The following is a 19,490-nucleotide window of genomic DNA, read 5'->3' as shown; positions in this document are numbered from 1 at the left end:
GCCCATGCGCGGCGTGCCTTTCACTGGCATGGCCCGGCCCTTGCTCTACGCTTGTTCAACGTCCTCCCCAACAAGCACAAGACCCAGGAGATCCGACCATGCGTTATGCCCATCCCGGTAGCGAAGGCGCCATCGTTTCGTTCAAGGCGCGCTACGGCAACTACATCGGCGGCGAATTCGTCCCGCCGGTGAAGGGTCAGTACTTCACCAACACCTCGCCGGTGAATGGCCAGCCCATCGCCGAGTTCCCCCGCTCCACCGCCGAGGACATCGACAAGGCGCTGGACGCCGCCCACGCCGCCGCCGATGCCTGGGGCCGCACCTCGGTGCAGGACCGCTCGCTGGTGCTGCTGAAGATCGCCGACCGCATCGAACAGAACCTGGAACTGCTGGCCGTCACGGAGACCTGGGACAACGGCAAGCCGATCCGCGAAACCCTGAATGCCGACATCCCGCTGGCCGCCGACCACTTCCGCTACTTCGCCGGTTGCATCCGCGCGCAGGAAGGCAGCGCCGCCGAGATCAACGACAGCACCGTCGCGTACCACATCCATGAGCCGCTGGGCGTGGTCGGGCAGATCATCCCGTGGAACTTCCCGCTGCTGATGGCCGCGTGGAAACTCGCCCCGGCCCTGGCCGCCGGCAACTGCATCGTGCTCAAGCCGGCCGAGCAGACCCCGCTGGGCATCTGCGTGCTGATGGAAGTGATCGGCGACCTGCTGCCCAAGGGCGTGCTCAACGTCGTCCAGGGCTTTGGTAAAGAAGCGGGAGAGGCGCTGGCCACCAGCAAGCGCATCGCCAAGATCGCCTTCACCGGCTCGACCCCGGTGGGCTCGCACATCCTCAAGTGCGCCGCCGAGAACATCATTCCGTCCACCGTGGAGCTGGGCGGCAAGAGCCCGAACATCTACTTCGAAGACATCATGCAGGCCGAGCCGACCTTCATCGAGAAGGCCGCCGAAGGCCTGGTGCTGGCCTTCTTCAACCAGGGCGAGGTGTGCACCTGCCCGTCCCGCGCGCTGGTGCAGGAGTCCATCTACCCGCAGTTCATGGACGTGGTGATGAAGAAGGTGAAGGCCATCAAGCGTGGCGACCCGCTGGACACCGACACCATGGTCGGCGCCCAGGCCTCGCAGCAGCAGTACGAGAAGATCCTCTCCTACCTCGACATCGCCCAGCAGGAAGGCGCACAGATCCTGGTTGGCGGCTCGGTCGAGAAGCTCGACGGCAATCTCTCCACCGGCTACTACATCCAGCCGACCCTGCTCAAGGGCAGCAACAAGATGCGCGTGTTCCAGGAGGAAATCTTCGGGCCGGTGGTGGGCGTCACCACCTTCAAGGACGAGGCTGAAGCACTGGCCATCGCCAACGACACCGAGTACGGCCTGGGCGCGGGCGTCTGGACCCGCGACATCAACCGTGCATACCGCATGGGCCGCGGCATCAAGGCTGGCCGCGTGTGGACCAACTGCTACCACCTGTACCCGGCGCATGCCGCCTTCGGTGGCTACAAGAAATCCGGCGTGGGCCGCGAGACCCACAAGATGATGCTCGACCACTACCAGCAGACCAAGAACCTGCTGGTCAGCTACGACATCAACCCGCTGGGCTTCTTCTGAGTTTGTTCTGAGCCACCCGCCCGCCGCGAGCCGGGCACCTCCTCACATCGATCCTTGCGCGGCCCTTGGGCCGCGCTTTTTTATGCCTGGAGAAAAGCTATCGGCGGTCGGCTTTTCATAGGAGCGGACTCCGTCCGCGATCGGCCCGCCGCGCGCCGGATGCCATCGCGGACGGAGTCCGCTCCTACGCAGGGTTTGAACATCGCACGGACCTGTAGGAGCGGGCCATGCCCGCGATCCGTATGCAGGCCGCCGGCATAGCCGGCGCCCCATGAAGAACGGGTCAGTGGGCGTCGCTACGCCACTGCCTCGGGCTCACGCCGAACCAGCGGCGGAAGGCGCGGGAGAAGGCGCTGGTCTCGGAATACCCCAGCAGCGGCGCCAGTTCGGAGATCGGCCGTTGCGGCTGCCGCAGGTAGTGCAGCGCCAGCTCGCGACGGGTGTTTTCCACCAGCTGGCTGAAGCTCAGCCCGGCCTCGCGCAAGCGTCGCTGCAGGCCGGCGGTGGTGAGCTCCAGTTGTTCGGCAATGATCTCCAGCGACGGCTCGCCATCCGCCAGCGCCAGGCGAATCTGGGTGCCGGCGTCCTCCACCAGATTCGGCGCACCGCCCTGCTCGCCCAGGCGACGGATCACGTCCTGCACCAGGAACAAGAGGTTGGCGTCGCGCTCGGGCATCTGCCGGCCGTAGAGGTCACGCTTGGGAATCAGCATCGAATTGCAGCCGCGCTGGAACAGTACCGGCGCATCGAACACCCGCCCATGTTCCTGCCAGCCTTCCGGCCGCGCGTGCTCGAAGCTTACCGCACGCGGCGCCCACTCGGGGCCGAGCGCGTGGCGCATCAGGTTCAGTGCCATGCCCAAGGTCAGCTCGGCGTCCTGGCGGCGGTCGAGGATCGCGCCGTGGCGAACCTGGTAGTCGAAGCGATAGCACTCGCCGCAATCCACCAGGCGGATCAGGGTGGCGTGCTGGTGGTAGGGGAAGGCGGCAGCGAAGTTCTTCAGCGCCTCTTCCAGCGTCTCCGAACACAGCCCGACGTAGCCCAGCAGGCCCAGCTCGCGGGGGCGGAACTGCTCGCCGTAGCGCAGCCCGAAGTTGTCGCAGCCCGACTGTCGCGCGGCCTCTTCCAGCACCTGGCAGTAGTTGGTCAGCGCCAGGCTCAGGGTCGGATGCAGCAGGCGCTCCGGGTCGATGCCGGCGCGACCGAAGACGCGGTCGATGTCGCCGCCCTGGTCGCCGATGAAGCGTCCCAGGCCGCTGGCGGCAGCGGACAGCACGCCGATGTTGCTGGCCAGGGGCAGGCTCAGGCCGGACGGGGAAAACAGAGGCTGGCTCATGTCGGTTACCGATCTTGTTATGAGGTGCTCGGGGCACATCGCACGCGGGAACAGGGAACGAGAAAACAAAGCAAATCCCGTGCCTCGCCGATCGCTACCAACAACCCCGACACCGCGCCGCGCCTGGCCTGCAGCTGCCACAGCGCGGGGCAGGCGGGCGATTTCCGGCACCAGAAGCGAGCATCGTGCGCACGGTGGGGCAATGGGTAACAACCAGTTGACCCTGCACGGCGAAAGCCGGTTCCAGCGGTCAAGTCTTGCGCGGCAGTGCGCCACTACCATCGAGTCTCAGGTATCCGTCCACGCCCCTGCGGCCCGCCCCACTTGCGGCCTACCCCTTGCGGAGAGAGGAATAACAACAATGAGCGCATCACAACTCAAACCAACGCTTGGCACCCTTCACCTCTGGGGGCTCGCCGTGGGCCTGGTGATCTCCGGCGAGTACTTCGGCTGGAGCTACGGCTGGGCCGCCGCCGGTACCCTGGGCTTCCTCGTCACCACGCTGATCGTCGCGGTGATGTACACCTGCTTCATCTTCAGCTACACCGAGCTGACCACCGCCATCCCCCACGCCGGCGGGCCCTTCGCCTACAGCCTGCGGGCCTTCGGCAAGACCGGCGGGATGATCGCCGGCATCGCCACCCTGATCGAATTCGTCTTCGCCCCGCCGGCCATCGCCATGGCCATCGGCGCCTACCTCAACGTGCAGTTCCCCAGCCTCGATCCGAAGTGGGCGGCCACCGGCGCCTATGTGATCTTCATGACCCTGAATATCCTCGGCGTAAGCATCGCCGCCACCTTCGAACTGGTGGTGACCGTGCTGGCAGTGGCCGAGTTGCTGGTGTTCATGGGCGTGGTCGCACCGGGCTTCAGCTTCAGCAACTTCGTGCTCAACGGCTGGGCCGGCTCGGATGTATTCGGCTCCACCGCCATGGCCGGCATCTTTGCCGCGATCCCCTTCGCCATCTGGTTCTTCCTCGCCATCGAGGGCGCGGCCATGGCCGCCGAGGAGGCGAAAGACCCGAAACGCACCATCCCGCGCGCCTACATCGCCGGCATCCTGACCCTGGTGACCCTGGCCATCGGCGTGATGATCTTCGCCGGCGGCGTGGGCGACTGGCGCGCCCTGTCGAACATCAACGACCCGCTGCCGCAGGCGATGAAAGCCGTGGTCGGCAACAACTCGACCTGGATGCACATGCTGGTGTGGATCGGCCTGTTCGGCCTGGTGGCGAGTTTCCACGGCATCATCCTGGGTTACTCGCGGCAGTTCTTCGCCCTGGCCCGCGCCGGCTTCCTGCCGCGTAGCCTGGCCAAGCTGTCGCGCTTCCAGACCCCGCACCGCGCCATCCTCGCCGGCGGCGCCGTGGGCATCGCGGCGATCTTCAGCGACGGCCTGATCAGCCTGCAGGGCATGACCCTGACCGCGGCGATGATCACCATGAGCGTGTTCGGCGCCATCGTCATGTACATCATGAGCATGTTCAGCCTGTTCAAGCTGCGCCGCAGTGAGCCGGACCTGGAGCGCAGCTTCCGCGCGCCGGGCTACCCGGTGGTGCCGGCCATCGCGCTGGTCCTGGCGCTGGTCTGCCTGGCCGCCATGCTCTGGTTCAACAGTGTCATCGCCTCGGTGTTCCTGGTGCTGATGATCGGCGGCTGCTCCATCTGCAGCATCGTCATCAGCCTCAATCGCGGCACCGACGCATCGTTCGCCAGCCAGGGCTGAGGAGTAGCGCCATGTCCGGATTCGTCCACAGCGTCGGTGGCCAGACCTGGCGCTTCGACAGCCTGCGCGAGGTGATGGCCAAGGCCAGCCCGGCACGCTCCGGCGACCGCCTCGCCGGGGTCGCCGCCGGCAGCGACGCCGAGCGCGTCGCCGCGCAGATGGCGCTGGCCGACATCCCGCTCAAGCACTTCCTCGACGAGGCGCTGATCCCCTACGAGAGCGACGAAGTCACCCGGCTGATCATCGACAGCCACGACCGCCAGGCCTTCGCGGCGGTCAGCCACCTCACGGTGGGCGGCCTGCGCGACTGGCTGCTCGGCGACGCCGCCGACGAAGCCAGCCTGCGCGCCCTTGCGCCCGGGCTGACACCGGAGATGGCAGCCGCGGTATCGAAGATCATGCGCGTGCAGGACCTGGTGCTGGTCGCGCAGAAAATCCGCGTGGTCACCCGCTTCCGCAACACCATGGGCCTGCGCGGGCGCATGTCCACGCGGCTGCAACCCAACCACCCCACGGACGACCCGGCCGGTATCGCCGCCAGCGTGCTCGACGGCCTGCTCTACGGCAACGGCGACGCCATGCTCGGCATCAACCCGGCCACCGACAGCCTGCAGTCGATCTGCACCCTGCTGGAGATGCTCGACGCGATCATCCAGCGCTACGAGATTCCCACCCAGTCCTGCGTGCTGACCCACGTCACCAGCTCCATCGAGGCAATCAACCGGGGCGCGCCGCTGGACCTGGTGTTCCAGTCCATCGCCGGCACCGAGGCGGCCAACGCCAGCTTCGGCGTGAGCCTGTCGATTCTCAAGGAAGGCTACGAAGCAGGGCTGTCGCAGAAGCGCGGGACGCTCGGCGACAACCTCATGTACTTCGAGACCGGCCAGGGCAGCGCGCTGTCGGCCAATGCCCACCACGGCGTCGACCAGCAGACCTGCGAGACCCGCGCCTACGCGGTGGCGCGGCACTTCAAGCCGTTCCTGGTGAACACCGTGGTCGGCTTCATCGGCCCGGAATACCTGTACAACGGCAAGCAGATCATCCGCGCCGGCCTGGAAGACCACTTCTGCGCCAAGCTGCTCGGCGTGCCCATGGGTTGCGACATCTGCTACACCAACCACGCCGAAGCCGACCAGGACGACATGGACATGCTCCTGACCCTGCTGGGCGTGGCCGGCATCAACTTCATCATGGGCATCCCCGGCTCCGACGACGTGATGCTCAACTACCAGACCACCTCCTTCCATGACGCGCTGTACGCGCGCCAGACGCTGGGCCTGCGGCCGGCGCCGGAGTTCGAGGCGTGGCTTGCGCGCATGGAGATCCTCCGCCAGCAGAATGGCCGCGTACAGATGGCCGACCAGCTTCCCGGCGCCTTCCGCCACGCACTCGCGCAACTGTCCTGAGGGTCACTCGCTTGAGGAATTGTCGATGAGCGACAGCTTCACCCCCAACCCCTGGCAGGAACTGCGCCGCCTGACCTCCGCGCGCATCGCCCTGGGCCGCGCCGGCACGAGCCTGCCGACCGGCGCGCAACTGGACTTCCAGTTCGCCCACGCCCAGGCGCGCGACGCCGTGCACCTGCCCTTCGAGCGTGACGGCCTCGCCGCGCAACTGGCCGAGCGCGGCCGCGACACCTTGCTGCTGCATAGTGCCGCCGCCGACCGCGACACCTACCTGCAACGCCCTGACCTGGGCCGCCGGCTGAACGAGGAATCGGTGGAGATTCTGCGTCGCCACGCTGACCGTCACCCACAGGGTTATGACCTCGCCGTGGTGATCGCCGACGGTCTCTCGTCGCTCGCGGTGCAACGTCACAGCCTGCCCTTCCTCGAACGCATGGAAGAACAGGCGCGCAACGAAGGCTGGAGCCTGTCGCCGGTCGCGCTGGTGCAACAAGGCCGGGTCGCCGTGGCCGACGAAGTCGCCGAGTTGCTGCGGGCGAAGATGGTGGTGATCCTGATCGGCGAGCGCCCCGGCCTGTCCTCGCCCGACAGCCTGGGCCTGTACTTCACCTGGGCGCCGAAGGTCGGCCTGAACGACGCCTACCGCAACTGCATCTCCAACGTGCGGCTGGAAGGCCTGAGCTACGGCCTCGCCACCCACCGCCTGCTCTACCTGATGCGCGAAGCCTGCCGCCGGCAGCTGTCGGGGGTGAACCTGAAGGACGAAGCAGAACTCCCGGCACTGGAGGGCGAAAGCGCCGGCAGAACTGGCAACTTTCTTATCGGTGGCTGAGTCATCGGCAAGCCGAGCCGGACAGCCCTGCATCGCCCGTAGCGTGAACGCGACCACATGCCGCGCAGCGGGCCGCCCTCTTTAAGAATCGTCTTAAATCACCCTCGCCAACCGTCACGATAAAAACCACGCCATCAAGGTCCGTGCCCGGCGCACCACAGGAAGCGCCAGCGCACGGCGTTTCATGACGATGGCGAGACGATGGATTCACCCAACACTCAGTTGCACGCTCCGGTCAGCCCCCGGCGAGCTCAGCGTGGCTTCACCCTGATCGAAGCGATGGTGACCATCGCGATCCTGGCGATCCTGCTGGGCATCGCGGTGCCCTCCTTCGACCTGCTGATCAATCGCAACCGCGCGCAGAGCACCGGCAAGCAGTTGGTCGCGGTGCTGCAGTACGCCCGCGCCCAGGCGCAGATCGGCCAGCAGCCGGTGCGAGTGACTCCGCAGAGCAGCGCAGACTGGACCTCCGAACTGAGCATCGGTCGACTGCGCGGCGGCGATCTGGAGGGCCATCGGGAGATCGAGTTGCGCAGGACCCGGCTCGATGATTCCGGCGCGGTGCTCATCACCCAGGAGCCGGCGGGAGCACTGGAGTTCGACGGCAACGGCGTCACCATGGGCAGCGCCAGCGGCAGCTTCCCGCGGGTCTTCACCCTGACCGCCGGCGGCTATTCGAGCAAGGTCTGCCTGCAGCGCGGCGGAGCGGTGGCTCCATGCGACTGACGCGCCGATCCCATGCGGCTCAGCGGGGCTTCTATCTGATCGAGGTCATGGTGGCGGTGATGCTTACCAGCGTCGCCCTGCTCGGCCTGCTGGCGCTGCAGAGCCGCAGCATCGCCTACAGCCACGACAGCCAGCAGCGGCAGAACGCCCTTCTGCTGGCCGCGGACCTTGCCCGCAGCATCCAGGCCAATCGCGAGGCGCTGGTCAGCAAGGGCAAGCTCAGTACCGACGCGGCCTACCTGGTCCCGGCCGGCAGCAGCTTTCCCAGCCTCGGCAGTGGCCAGAGCTGCGCTACCAGCGGCCTGGGCAAGGCGGACCGGGCCAGGCGCGAACTGGCCTGCTGGGTCGAACAGTTGCGCCTGAAGCTCAACACCGACGATGCGCTGTTGAGCGATGCCACCTTCATCTGCCCCAGCCGCGACGGCAAGGCCTGCGACGCCGGTTCGCGCCAGCCGCTGCTGCTGATCCAGCTGGCCTGGCACAGCCGCAATTGCCAGGCCGGCAGCCCGACCACCGCTGACGATGACGATGCGGCCTGCCTTTCCGGCAGCGATGCCGGCGGTGTCGAGCGCTACCGACTGAGTTTCCAGCCATGAGCCCGCAGCGCCAGACCGGCCTGTCCCTGATCGAGCTGATGGTCGCCATTGCGCTGGGCGTGATGGTGCTGCTGGGCGTGCTGCAGATCTACCTGTCGGGCAGTGATCACGCCGCCTTCAACCACGCCCAGCAGCAGAACCAGGCCAATGCCCGTTTCATCCTCGACCTGCTGCAGCGCGAGAGCGGGCATGCCGGCTACAGCGCCTGGGTGCGCCACGCCAGCGATGCCGACGAGCAGCAGTACGACTTCGTCATCGACCGCGAGGGGCCCTTCCCGGCGCTGACCGACACAGCCACCGGCTGCGTCTTCGGCGCCGGCAAGATCGCCAGCCTGGATGCCGGCGGCCGCGGCCTGTGCCTGCGCTACCAGCGCCCACAGCGCAGCGATGCGCAGGTACACCAGGACTGCACCGGCGCCTCGCTCTACAGCGATGACGACACGGGCAGTCCGCCGGTATTGGTCAGCCACCTGCGACTGGTCGACGGCGAGCTGCTGTGCAAGACCAACAACGCCTTGTCCGCCGGTGAGGTCGCCCTTGCCAGCGGCATCCACGACCTGATGTTCGCGGTCGGATCGACCAACCAGCTCCGCGCCGGCCTGGTGGTCACCTCCACCCGCGCATTGCTGCCCGAAAACTGCACCTACCAGGACCCGCTGAACCCCGCGACGACGAAAAACACCGGCGCGCGCGGCCTGTGCAGCGCCTTTGCGCAGACGCTCTACCTGAGGAACCAGCCATGAACCGGCAACGCGGCCAGACCCTGCTGATCGCCCTGCTCATGCTGCTGGCGCTGAGCATCCTGGCCCTGGGCAACCTGCGCAGCGGCCTGCTGCTGGACAACAGCCTGGCCGAGACGAGGGACTACCAGGCGGCGCTGGGTGGCGCCGATTCGGCAATCAGCGAAGCACTGGCGCGGACCCGCTACAGCCCATCGATGGCCGTGGGCGAGGCCGACACCTGCATCAGCACCGCGCAGAACCAGCAACAGGTCCTGCTGTGCGACCGACTCTGGCTCGAACCGGAGAATGCCGCCAGCAGCGCACTGCTGCCACGGGCGCGCACCTACCGGGGCAACGACCTGGCCAACCCCGACCAACTGGCGGAACTGAGCAGCGCACCGCGCTGGTACGTCGCCGCGCAATGCGAGAGCCGTTCCTCCAGTGCCATGGCCGACTGCCTGGCGGGCAATGGCACCCTGCTGCTGCAGATGAACGCCCTTTCCACCGGCATCACCGACCAGGCCCTGGTCCGACTACAGGAGTACGCCCGTGTCCAGCGCTGACCAGCTCCACTCGTCGTCCCACCTCGCCGTACTGGCCGGCCTGGCGATTCTGCTCACCTGCACGGATGCGCAAGCCGCAGCCCCGAGCCAGGCGCCGCTGTTCCTGGTGGAAGGCGTCTCGCCCAACCTGATCGTTACCCTCGACGACTCCGGCAGCATGACCAGCGCCTACACCCCGGATGGCATGAGCTCCTACAGCATCGCCAACCGTTCCACCGCCTACAACCCGATGTACTACAACCCGGACATCACCTACGAGGCGCCGTGGAAGGTCACCTTCAGCGGCGGCCGGATCGTCAGCGAGCGCTACGTCACCAGCTTCGACAAGGCTTACTACGACGGCTTTCTCACCATCCAGACCGGCACCGTCGACCTGAACCGCAATACCGGCAACGGCTATGGCCAGAACGCAATCCAACCGGTCAACAGCACGGACAGCTACCAGCGCTACGCCCACTACTACCAGTTCAACGCGTCCTGCCCGCACGCGCGCAATGTCGCCACCAGCAGCCTCAGTGCCGTGCAGAACTGCGCGGCGGACTCGTCGTTCACCAGCGCCAGCGCCTGCACCCGCACCTGCTTCACCCCGCACTGGGTCAGCACGGCGGAAGAGAAGCAGAACTACGCCAACTGGTTTTCCTTCTACCGTACCCGCCAACTCGCCACGCGCACCGCCGCCAACCTGGCGCTGTTCGACCTGCCCGAGCACATCCGGGTGACCTGGCAGGCGCTGAACAGCTGCTACAACACCAACTTCAACCTGAACTCCACGGCCTGCGGCAACCAGACCCTCGCGGCCTTCGCCGGCCAGCACAAGGCCGACTTCTTCAACTTCACCAGCCGCCTCGCCGCCAGCGGCGGCACGCCCCTGGGGACGGCGCAGAACCGGGTCAACAGCTACCTGAGCAACACCACCGCCTATAACCCCTACGCCCGTGCGCCGGGCAGCCCCCGCGACGTGAAGACCGAGTACGCCTGCCGGCCCAGCTACCACCTGCTGATGACCGATGGCTTCGGCGACGGTTCCGGCGGCAGCAACGCCGACGGCACTTCGCGCACCCTGCCCGACGGCACCGCCTTCACGGCGACGGCGCCCTATCAGGACAAATGGTCGAACACCCTGGCCGACAACATCTTCCTCGGCTGGGCCACCGACGCCCGCAGCGACCTGGAAAACAAGGTTCCACCGCGCTTTCGCGACGGCAACGACTACTGGAACCCGAAGAACGACCCGGCCACCTGGCAGCACATCACCACCTACACCGTAGGCCTGGGGCTCGGCCCGACGCTGAAGTACCTGCAGTGGGACGGCGACACCTATTCCGGCTCCTATCGGCAATTGCTCGACGGCACCCGGAGCTGGCCCAACCCGAGCGCCAGCACCAGCCTCGACGGCATGACCGTCACCGCCAACGAAGGCAAGGTGGCCGCGCTCTGGCACGGCGCGCTGAACTCCCGCGGCGAATTCTTCAGCGCCGACTCCACCAGCGAACTGGTGAAGGCCTTCCAGGCCATCGTCAGCAGCATCTCCAGCAACCAGCTGGCGGTGGCTGCCGCCGGCGCCAGCTCCACCTCGCTGAGCACCGACACCCACCTCTATCGCGCCAGCTACCAACCCACCGACTGGAGCGGCGACATCCTGCAGTACCGCCTCGACGCCCAGGGCAATACCCAGGCGAACTCCGCGCTGTCGTTCCGCAACCAGCTCAACCAGCGCTCACCGGCCAGCCGCAGCATCTACACCAATACCGCACCGGACAGTGCCAAGGGTCACCTGCAGGCCTTCACCTGGGGCAACCTCGCGGCCCAGCAGCAACAGCTGCTCAACCGCACTCCGGGTACCCAGCGTGAGGACCACCTGGGAGAGAAACGCGTCGCCTGGCTACGCGGCGATCGCAGTGACGAAGGCGACACCTTCCGCGCCCGCAACCATCTGCTGGGCGACATCATCTACTCCTCGCCCGTGGTCGTCGGCCCGCCATCCGCGGTCACCTACTACCTGGAGAAGGCCACCGGCGCGACCGGCTACGACGCCTTCCGGCAAGCCAATGCCGCTCGCGAGAGTCGTCTCTACGTCGGCGCCAACGACGGCATGCTGCACGCTTTCGACGAGACCGGTCGGGAACGCTGGGCCTTCATTCCCGCCGCCGTGTACGGACAGCTCAACTACCTCTCCGACACCCACTACGCCGCGCGCTCGGAAGAGGAAAACACCAACAGCCTGCACCGTTTCTATGTCGACGGCAGCGCGGTCACCCGTGATGTGCATTTCGATGGCAGCTGGCACACCGTGCTGGTCATGGCGCCCGGGCGCGGCGGGCGCGGCCTGTTCGCCCTGGACATCACCAACGCCGACCAGCCCCGCCTGCTCTGGGAGTACGCAGGCAGCGCCAGCAGCGAGGACGGCAAGGACATCGAGTTCGGCTACGTGCTCGATCGGCCGGTGATCACCTTCTCCGACGGGGTTGCCTATGTGCTCAGCGGAAACGGCTACGACACCGCCAAGGGCTACTCACTGTCGATCCGCCTGGAGGATGGACGCATCAGCGCTGCCAGCCAGTCCGCCGCTGGCGACGGCGAGGTCGGCAGCACGGTCGCCTGGACCCGCGCCGACAGTCCCGGCGAACTCGCCCAGCGCTACTACGGCAGCCTGCAGGGCCAGCTCTACCGGCAGGCCGGCCTCGACGTCGATTCCAGCGTGCTCGCCAGCATCCCCGGCAGCCGCGGCCAGCCGCTGAGCGCCGCCGGCGAAGTCACCCAGCATCCACGCGGAGGGCAGCTGGTGATCGCCGGCACCGGCAAGTACTTCGAGGGGGGCGACAAGGAAGGCGCGGTCAGCCGCCAGTCCCTGTACGGTTTCTGGGACCAGACCGACTACCTCGCCCACGTCGACGGAGCCGGCGCGCCTGCCGCGCTGAACAAGCTTTCCGATCTGCAGGCCCAGACACTGACCCAGGAAACCGTCACCCACAGCGGCGGCACCAGCGAGGTCCGCCAACTGAGCAGCACCCCCGTGGCCTGGGACAGCAGTGGCAAGCGCGGCGTTGGAATCCGTGGCTGGTACTTCGACCTGGCTGATGGCGAGCGGGTCCTCGACCAGCCCTTCATGCTCGGCGACGTACTGTTCGTCACCGTCGGCCAACCCAACGCCGACCCGTGCAGCGCGGGCATCACCTACTGGCTGCTGGCAGTGAACCCGAACACCGGCGGTGCACTGGACTTCAACGTGTTCGACCTGGTGGGCGACGGCTCCTTCAGCGAGACCGCCAGCGGCATGCGCATCGACGGACCGGTGACCCGCATCGGCGACAGCCTCTACACCCCGGATGGAAACCGTCTCCCCGTGCAGCTGTTCAACCCGGTGAACCAGGGCCGCTTCAACTGGCGGATCATGAACTACAACCTGCCCGTGAGTTACCCATGAGAGCCCTGCCTTCGGCACCTGCGCCGCACATCGCGAAAGCTGGCGGATTCACTCTGGTCGAACTGATGGTGGTGGTTTCCATCCTGGCCCTGCTCGCCGGTATCGCCATTCCCAGCTACCGCCAGTTCATCCTGCGGGCCAACCGCAGCGAGGCGCAGACCCTCCTGCGCGATGCCGCGGCCCAGCAGGAGCGCTACCTGGCGCAATACAGCAAGTACACCGACGATCCCGCGAAGCTGGCGTTCACCTACCCGCTGTCGGCGGACGGCAAGCGCCTTTCGACGCACCAGCTGTACGAACTGGCCGCTGAACATCCCCAAGGCGACACGCGCCGCTATCGCCTGACTGCCCTGCGACGGGGCACTCAGGCGGGCGACTCGGACTGCGGCGACTTCACCCTGGACGAGCGAGGCACCCGCGGCGTGAGCGCAGGAAGCGTCGACAGCTGCTGGCGCTGATCAAACGCTCGCTTGGATTGCGCTTTCAACAAATTCTGGTGCAGCATCGGACCAACGGCTATCCACTGGCATAGCCCCTGCATTGCCCTGCCAGCCCACTCACCTCCCGCCGAGGCCCGCTTATGCGCATCGTGCAAGCCACGCTCGACCACCTCGATCTGCTCGCGCCGCTGTTCGTCAAATACCGCGAGTTCTACGGCATGCTCCCCTACCCCGAGTCCTCGCGAAAATTCCTCGAGAAGCGCCTGCGCCGCAAGGAATCGGTGATCTACCTGGCCCTGCCGGATGACGATGACAGCAAGCTGCTGGGCTTCTGCCAGCTCTACCCGAGCTATTCCTCGCTGTCGCTCAAGCGCGTGTGGATCCTCAACGACATCTACGTCGCCGAAGAGGCCCGCCGCCAGCTGGTCGCCGACCATCTGCTGCAGACAGCCCGGCAGATGGCCCGCGAAACCCAGGCCGTGCGCATGCGCGTGTCCACCAGCGTCAACAACGAAGTGGCGCAGAAGGTCTACGAGTCCATCGGTTTCCGCGAGGACAGCGAGTTCAAGAACTACATCCTGCCGATCAGCGACGATCTCAACTGAGACCCTGCTGCAAGGTGTGGAGCGGCCCGCTGGCATCGGCGGGCCCGGCGCATTAGAGTGCAATCAGCGGAATCACCGCGGCCTCCGCATGAAGGGATCCCATGCGCATTTCCCTGCTTGTTCTGCGCACCGCCTGTCTCTGTCTCGCCTTCCTGGGCGCCAACGCACAGGCGCAGACCCTGCGCGTCGCCACCCTGGAGTGGGCGCCCTACGTCGGTAGCGACCTGCCGGGCAACGGGCTGGCCAGCCGCATCCTGAACGAAGCCCTGGCGCTCAATGGCGACAAGGCAGAACTGGTCTTCCTGCCCTGGCAACGGGCCCTGAACGAAACCCGCGAAGGCCGCTTCGACGCCCTGATGCCGGCCTACCTGTCGCCAGACCGCAGCCAGGACTTCTACACCTCGATGCCGCTGCTGGACTCCCAGCTCGGTTTCTTCCGCCGCCGCGACCGCGCCCTGCCGATCAACCCGCGCGACCTCGACACCCTGCGCCCGTACCGCATCGGCGTGGTGCGCGGTTACGTCAATCAGGAGAGCTTCGACGCCGCCGACTTCCTCAACAAGGACGTGGTGAGCAGCGACTGGCAGAACCTGGAAAAACTCCTGCGCGGGCGCATCGACCTGGCCGTGGTGGACCGCTATACCGGCTACCAGCTGCTGAGCCAGAACGCCCCGGCGCTGCACGAGCAACTGGAGTTCGTCGACCCGCCGCTGGAGGTCAAGCCGCTCTACGTGCTGGTGCCGAAGAAGCGCGCCGAAGGCGAGGCCCTGGCTGCCAGCCTCGACCGCGGCCTGCGCACCCTGCGCCGCAGCGGTCGTCTTCAGCAACTGATCGCCGAAGCTCATCTGGAAAGCGCGATGAACACCCGCGAAGTTGCCGCGCATCCGCTGGCCGAGCAATTGCCAGCGACCAGCGATCAGCACGGGGCCACCCTGACTCCCCGGACGACAACGGACCTGCTGAGCTGGCAGGCGAGCCTGCTCTAGGGCCGTGCGCCGGGCATTTGTCACAAGGCATTGCCGCGTTCACAGCGACAGGATTTTCACGCAGAAGCTGTAATATCCTCCCGCGGACCGCCGTCGCAGGATTCGACGGAGCGCGCCCCCGGCAGCCCGGCCGCGCCTTATAATGGGCGGCCCGGCCGTTCACCTTGTTGTCATACAGGCTTCTCATGGAATTCAACCCGATCGACCTGATTCTCCACCTCGACACCTACCTGTCGCTGGCGGTGGCCAACTATGGCACCTGGATCTACGCCATCCTCTTCCTGGTAATCTTCTGCGAGACCGGCCTGGTGGTGACGCCCTTCCTGCCGGGCGACTCCCTGCTCTTCATCGCCGGCGCCATCTGCGCCGCGGGCGGCATGGACCCATGGATGCTCGGCAGCCTGCTGCTGCTTGCGGCGATCAGCGGTGACAGCACCAACTACGTGATCGGCCGAACCCTGGGCAAACGCCTGTTCAGCAACCCGGACTCGAAAATCTTCCGCCGCGACTACCTGGACCAGACCCACGCCTTCTACGAACGCCACGGCGGCAAGACCGTGACCCTGGCGCGCTTCCTGCCCATCGTGCGGACCTTCGCCCCCTTCGTCGCCGGCATGGCCTACATGCCCTATGCGCGCTTCCTGTTCTTCAGCGTGGCCGGCAGCATCGCCTGGGTCGGCGGCCTGGTGACCCTGGGCTTCTTCTTCGGCAATGTGCCGTTCATCAAGCAGAACCTCTCGGTGATGATCGTCGCCATCATCGCCTTCTCCCTGGTGCCCATGCTGATCGGTTTCATCCGCCACAAGATGCGCCCCTCGGCCAAGGCCCAGCCCGGCGAGCACTGATCCGCCCATGTGGTCGTTCAGCGCCTGGCGCCGCCGGCGCTTCCTCGCCCGCTATCCGCTAGACGCAGCGCTGTGGGCGCAGGTGCGCCGACACCTGCCGATCCTCGACGGCCTGAGCGAAGAAGAGCTGCGCCGGCTCGGTGAGCGGGCGCTGCTGTTCCTGCGCGACAAGCGCCTCTCACCGCTGCCCGGCATCGAGCTGGACGACTACCGCCGCCTGCTGCTGGCCACCCAGGCAGAATTGCCGCTGCTGCACCTGCCGGACCTGAACTGGTACGGCGGCTTCCATGAGCTGGTCCTCTACCCCGACGACTTCGTCAGCCCGCAGAAGCACCGCGACCCGGCGGGCGTCCTGCACGAGTTCGACGACGAGCGCGCCGGCGAGACCTCGCTGCAGGGCCCGGTGATCCTCGCCTGGCCCGGCGTGGAAAGCGGCGGCGGCTGGGATGCCTACAACCTGGTGATCCACGAACTGGCACACAAGCTCGACATGCTCAATGGCGATGCCAACGGCCTGCCGCCGCTGCACCGCGACATGCGCGTCGCCGACTGGGCCGGCGCCATGCAGGCTGCCTACGACGACCTGAACCGCCAGCTGGACCACGACCCGCAGGCGCACACCGCCATCGACCCGTACGCGGCGGAGAATCCGGCCGAGTTCTTCGCCGTCACCAGCGAGTACTTCTTTACCGCTCCGGACCTCCTTTGGGGGGCCTATCCCAAAGTCTATGAACAGCTTTCGCTGTTCTACCGGCAAGATCCGCTCTCGCGCCTGCACAAGCTTCAGGCCGATCACCCCGAATATCAGGAAACTCAGGCGCACTAGGCGATGTCTGTGGCTTGGACACGGCAATCTGCCTATAATCCGCCGCACTTTTTCGGCCCGACCACTATCTGGAGTCGTCCATGAGCTACAGCAGCATCCCGGCTGGCAAAGACCTGCCGAACGACATTTACGTCGCCATCGAGATCCCGGCCAACCACGCGCCGATCAAGTACGAAATCGACAAGGACACCGACTGCCTGTTCGTCGACCGTTTCATGGCCACCCCGATGTTCTACCCGGCCAACTACGGCTTCATCCCGAACACCCTGGCCGACGACGGTGACCCCCTGGACGTGCTGGTCGTGACCCCGTACCCGGTCGCTCCGGGTTCCGTGATCCGCGCCCGTCCGGTTGGCGTACTGAACATGAGCGACGAAGCCGGCGGCGACGCCAAGCTGATCGCCGTGCCGCACGACAAGCTGAGCGTGCTGTACCACGACGTGAAGGAATACACCGACCTGCCGGCCCTGCTGCTGGAGCAGATCAAGCACTTCTTCGAGAACTACAAGGATCTCGAGAAGGGCAAGTGGGTGAAGGTCGAAGGCTGGGGCGACACCGCCCAGGCTCACGACTACATCAACAAGGCCGTCGCTGCCTTCCAGGCCAAGTGATGGCGGCGCGGGTGACCGCGCCGTGAAGAGCCCCGCCCAGGCGGGGCTTTTTCATGACCGGGATTAGGCTTTTCGTCCCGACTTTGCTACCATCTTCGCCCCCGCACGCAGCTCGCTGCGTTGCCACAGAATCAAGGCGGTCCGCCCTACCAGAAGTAAGGTTGGACCACCCCCTGAAAGCCGGCCACAAGCCGGCTTTTTTAATGCCTGCGATTTGCACTCGCGCAGCCTGCGCAATCCCCCGCCAGACCGCTCGCCGGCCAATGCGCCGCTGTCACGGGCCAGGCATAAGATCGGACTATTCCCCCGCCGGTCCGCTGTCATGAAACGCTCGCCATACCTGCTGCTTGCCCTCCTGCTGACAGGCCCTGCGCTTGTCCATGCGCAGGCGGCGGAGTGGAAGCTTGCCAAGGACAAGGACGGCGTGCGGGTCTACCTGAGCGAAGTGCCCGGCTCGCACTACAAGAGTTTCCGTGGCGTGACGCTGGTGAACGCCGACGTTGCCACCCTCGGCCACCTGCAGGAGAACCTGCGCGTTTCCTGCGCGTGGCTCTATGCCTGCGCGCAGATGCGCCTGCTCAAGTACAGCGACGAAGCCATCTGGGTCTACCTCGACACCAAGCTCCCCTGGCCCGCCGCCCCACGCGACCTGGTGCTGAGGGTGAGCACCGAGGAAACCCCCGACGGCGGCATGATCCGCCACCTGCAGGCCGCTCCGGACTATATCCCGCCGGTGAAGGACCGCATCCGTGTGCCCAGCGTCTCCGGCACCTGGCAGATGGTCCCCAAGGGCCCGAAGCTCACCGAGGTCACCTACGAAATGCGCGGCGAACCCGGCGGCAGCGTGCCGTCCTGGCTGGCGAACCAGTTCGTGGTCGACGCGCCCTTCGAGTCGCTGCGCATGCTGAAGGTGGTGGAGGAACACCAGGGCGTCCGCGACGGCGGCTACTAGAAAAACAGGCCGAAAGTACCGCTGGCTGCACTTGCACACTCGCCGGCAGCCTGGCCGAAGATTTGCCCGCAAGCCCCGTCTCTGCTAGTGTCGCGAGGTTTCCGAATACCCCCGCCGAGATGTCCGCATGGCCCGCAAGAAAGCTTCCCTCGACTTCGAACAGTCCCTCGCCGAGCTGCAAACGCTGGTGGAGCGCCTGGAAAGCGGCGAGCTGTCGCTGGAGGACTCGCTGGGTGCCTTCGAGCAGGGCATCCGCCTGACCCGCGACTGCCAAGCAGCGCTGACCCAGGCGGAGCAGAAGGTGCAGATCCTGCTGGAACGCGACGGCGAGCTGAGCGAAGCGCCCTTCGATCCGGAAGGCGACGACGCATGATCGCTGCGTACCAGGCGCGCTGCACGGCGCGTGTCGATGCTGCGCTGGAAAAACTCTTCGTCGCCCCTCGTGAAGAACTCAACCGCATCTACGCCGCCATGCGCTACAGCGTGGTCAACGGCGGCAAGCGCGTGCGTCCGTTGCTGGCCTACGCGGCCTGCGAAGCCCTGGGTGGCGAAGCCGAACGCGCCGATGGCGCGGCCTGCGCAGTGGAACTGATCCACGCCTATTCCCTGGTGCATGACGACCTGCCGGCCATGGACGACGACGACCTGCGCCGCGGCCAGCCGACCACCCACATCGCCTTCGACGAAGCCTGCGCGATCCTCGCCGGCGACGGCCTGCAGGCGCTGGCGTTCGAGGTGATCGGTAACGCACAACTCAATCCGCAGGATGCCCAGACTCGCCTGGACATGCTGCTGGCCCTGACCCGAGCCGCCGGTTCCGCCGGCATGGTGGGCGGCCAGGCCATCGACCTGGAGTCCGTCGGCCGCAAGATCGACCAGGCAGCGCTGGAGACCATGCACCGGCACAAGACCGGCGCGCTGATCGAAGCCAGCGTGCAGCTCGGCGCCCTCGCCAGCGGCCGCGCCACGACCGAGGCGCTGGAAGCCCTGCGCCGCTATGCCGAGGCCGTGGGCCTGGCGTTCCAGGTGCAGGACGACATCCTCGACGTGGAAAGCGATACCGCCACCCTCGGCAAAACCCAGGGCAAGGATCAGGCCCACGACAAGCCGACCTACCCCGCCCTGCTCGGCCTCGACGCCGCCAAGGCCTACGCCCTGGCCCTGCGCGATCAGGCGCTGGCCGCGCTGGAAGGTTTCGGCGACAACGCCGAACCGCTGCGTGCCCTCGCCCGCTACATCGTCGAACGCCGCCACTGATTTCCCGGCACGCGCATT

Annotated in this window: 19 protein-coding genes; 18 read left to right on the top strand and 1 reads right to left on the bottom strand. The window is 66.6% G+C overall.

The window, feature by feature from the left end:
* The first annotated feature begins 98 nt into the window (after positions 1 to 98).
* Complete coding sequence (locus tag IB273_RS17145) at positions 99 to 1,619, top strand: aldehyde dehydrogenase family protein (RefSeq protein ID WP_081517256.1); 1,521 nt, start codon at positions 99 to 101, stop codon at positions 1,617 to 1,619.
* Between the two features lie 283 nt (positions 1,620 to 1,902).
* Here IB273_RS17145 and IB273_RS17140 read toward each other — a convergent pair whose 3' ends face one another.
* Positions 1,903 to 2,955: an AraC family transcriptional regulator gene (locus IB273_RS17140; protein WP_192224615.1), complete on the bottom strand. Its 1,053-nt coding sequence runs from the start codon at positions 2,953 to 2,955 to the stop codon at positions 1,903 to 1,905.
* 361 nt (positions 2,956 to 3,316) lie between these two features.
* Here IB273_RS17140 and eat point away from each other — a divergent pair, with 361 nt between their 5' ends.
* The 17 genes from eat (at position 3,317) to ispA (ending at position 19,472) form a co-directional block, all read left to right on the top strand.
* A complete protein-coding gene (eat, locus tag IB273_RS17135; protein WP_192224614.1) occupies positions 3,317 to 4,681 on the top strand; it encodes an ethanolamine permease in 1,365 nt (454 codons plus the stop codon).
* Positions 4,682 to 4,692: 11 nt separating this feature from the next.
* The gene (locus tag IB273_RS17130; protein WP_192224613.1) at positions 4,693 to 6,087 is read left to right on the top strand and encodes an ethanolamine ammonia-lyase subunit EutB; all 1,395 of its coding nucleotides are present in this window, start codon (positions 4,693 to 4,695) and stop codon (positions 6,085 to 6,087) included.
* Positions 6,088 to 6,112: 25 nt separating this feature from the next.
* Positions 6,113 to 6,919 (top strand): ethanolamine ammonia-lyase subunit EutC, encoded by an 807-nt coding sequence (gene eutC, locus IB273_RS17125; protein ID WP_192211152.1) that lies wholly within the window; start codon positions 6,113 to 6,115, stop codon positions 6,917 to 6,919.
* Between the two features lie 201 nt (positions 6,920 to 7,120).
* Entirely contained in the window at positions 7,121 to 7,645 is a 525-nt protein-coding gene (locus tag IB273_RS17120; protein WP_192224612.1) for a GspH/FimT family pseudopilin, read from the top strand.
* Positions 7,636 to 8,241, top strand: a complete 606-nt coding sequence (pilV, locus tag IB273_RS17115; RefSeq protein ID WP_081517250.1) for a type IV pilus modification protein PilV — start codon at positions 7,636 to 7,638, stop codon at positions 8,239 to 8,241. Before IB273_RS17120 ends, pilV begins: the two co-directional genes overlap by 10 nt.
* Positions 8,238 to 8,984, top strand: coding sequence for a PilW family protein (locus tag IB273_RS17110; RefSeq protein WP_192224611.1), 747 nt, complete (start codon positions 8,238 to 8,240; stop codon positions 8,982 to 8,984). Before pilV ends, IB273_RS17110 begins: the two co-directional genes overlap by 4 nt.
* A complete protein-coding gene (locus IB273_RS17105) occupies positions 8,981 to 9,526 on the top strand; it encodes a hypothetical protein (RefSeq protein ID WP_151189357.1) in 546 nt (181 codons plus the stop codon). Before IB273_RS17110 ends, IB273_RS17105 begins: the two co-directional genes overlap by 4 nt.
* On the top strand, positions 9,513 to 12,950 hold the full coding sequence (locus IB273_RS31770) for a pilus assembly protein (protein WP_192224610.1): 3,438 nt from the start codon (positions 9,513 to 9,515) through the stop codon (positions 12,948 to 12,950). Before IB273_RS17105 ends, IB273_RS31770 begins: the two co-directional genes overlap by 14 nt.
* On the top strand, positions 12,947 to 13,408 hold the full coding sequence (locus IB273_RS17095) for a type IV pilin protein (protein WP_081517246.1): 462 nt from the start codon (positions 12,947 to 12,949) through the stop codon (positions 13,406 to 13,408). Before IB273_RS31770 ends, IB273_RS17095 begins: the two co-directional genes overlap by 4 nt.
* A gap of 122 nt (positions 13,409 to 13,530) precedes the next feature.
* Positions 13,531 to 13,995: a GNAT family N-acetyltransferase gene (locus IB273_RS17090; protein WP_081517245.1), complete on the top strand. Its 465-nt coding sequence runs from the start codon at positions 13,531 to 13,533 to the stop codon at positions 13,993 to 13,995.
* Between the two features lie 101 nt (positions 13,996 to 14,096).
* On the top strand, positions 14,097 to 14,981 hold the full coding sequence (locus IB273_RS17085) for a substrate-binding periplasmic protein (RefSeq protein ID WP_192224609.1): 885 nt from the start codon (positions 14,097 to 14,099) through the stop codon (positions 14,979 to 14,981).
* A 185-nt stretch (positions 14,982 to 15,166) separates the two neighbouring features.
* Positions 15,167 to 15,826 carry a DedA family protein gene (locus IB273_RS17080; protein ID WP_151189355.1) on the top strand — a complete coding sequence of 220 codons (660 nt, stop codon included), beginning with the start codon at positions 15,167 to 15,169 and terminating at the stop codon, positions 15,824 to 15,826.
* A 7-nt stretch (positions 15,827 to 15,833) separates the two neighbouring features.
* A complete protein-coding gene (locus IB273_RS17075) occupies positions 15,834 to 16,652 on the top strand; it encodes a zinc-dependent peptidase (RefSeq protein ID WP_192224608.1) in 819 nt (272 codons plus the stop codon).
* An 80-nt stretch (positions 16,653 to 16,732) separates the two neighbouring features.
* Positions 16,733 to 17,263, top strand: a complete 531-nt coding sequence (gene ppa, locus IB273_RS17070) for an inorganic diphosphatase (protein ID WP_081517241.1) — start codon at positions 16,733 to 16,735, stop codon at positions 17,261 to 17,263.
* 322 nt (positions 17,264 to 17,585) lie between these two features.
* Positions 17,586 to 18,215, top strand: a complete 630-nt coding sequence (locus IB273_RS17065; protein WP_192224607.1) for an START domain-containing protein — start codon at positions 17,586 to 17,588, stop codon at positions 18,213 to 18,215.
* Between the two features lie 127 nt (positions 18,216 to 18,342).
* Positions 18,343 to 18,588: an exodeoxyribonuclease VII small subunit gene (locus tag IB273_RS17060; protein ID WP_081517239.1), complete on the top strand. Its 246-nt coding sequence runs from the start codon at positions 18,343 to 18,345 to the stop codon at positions 18,586 to 18,588.
* Entirely contained in the window at positions 18,585 to 19,472 is an 888-nt protein-coding gene (gene ispA, locus IB273_RS17055; RefSeq protein ID WP_192224606.1) for a (2E,6E)-farnesyl diphosphate synthase, read from the top strand. The genes IB273_RS17060 and ispA overlap by 4 nt, the downstream gene beginning before the upstream one ends.
* Positions 19,473 to 19,490: the final 18 nt, after the last annotated feature.

This window comes from Pseudomonas sp. PDM19, assembly GCF_014852215.1.
Taxonomy (GTDB): domain Bacteria; phylum Pseudomonadota; class Gammaproteobacteria; order Pseudomonadales; family Pseudomonadaceae; genus Pseudomonas.
The sequence above is the reverse complement of the archived record's forward strand: the minus strand, read 5'-3'. Positions and strand labels throughout refer to the sequence as shown.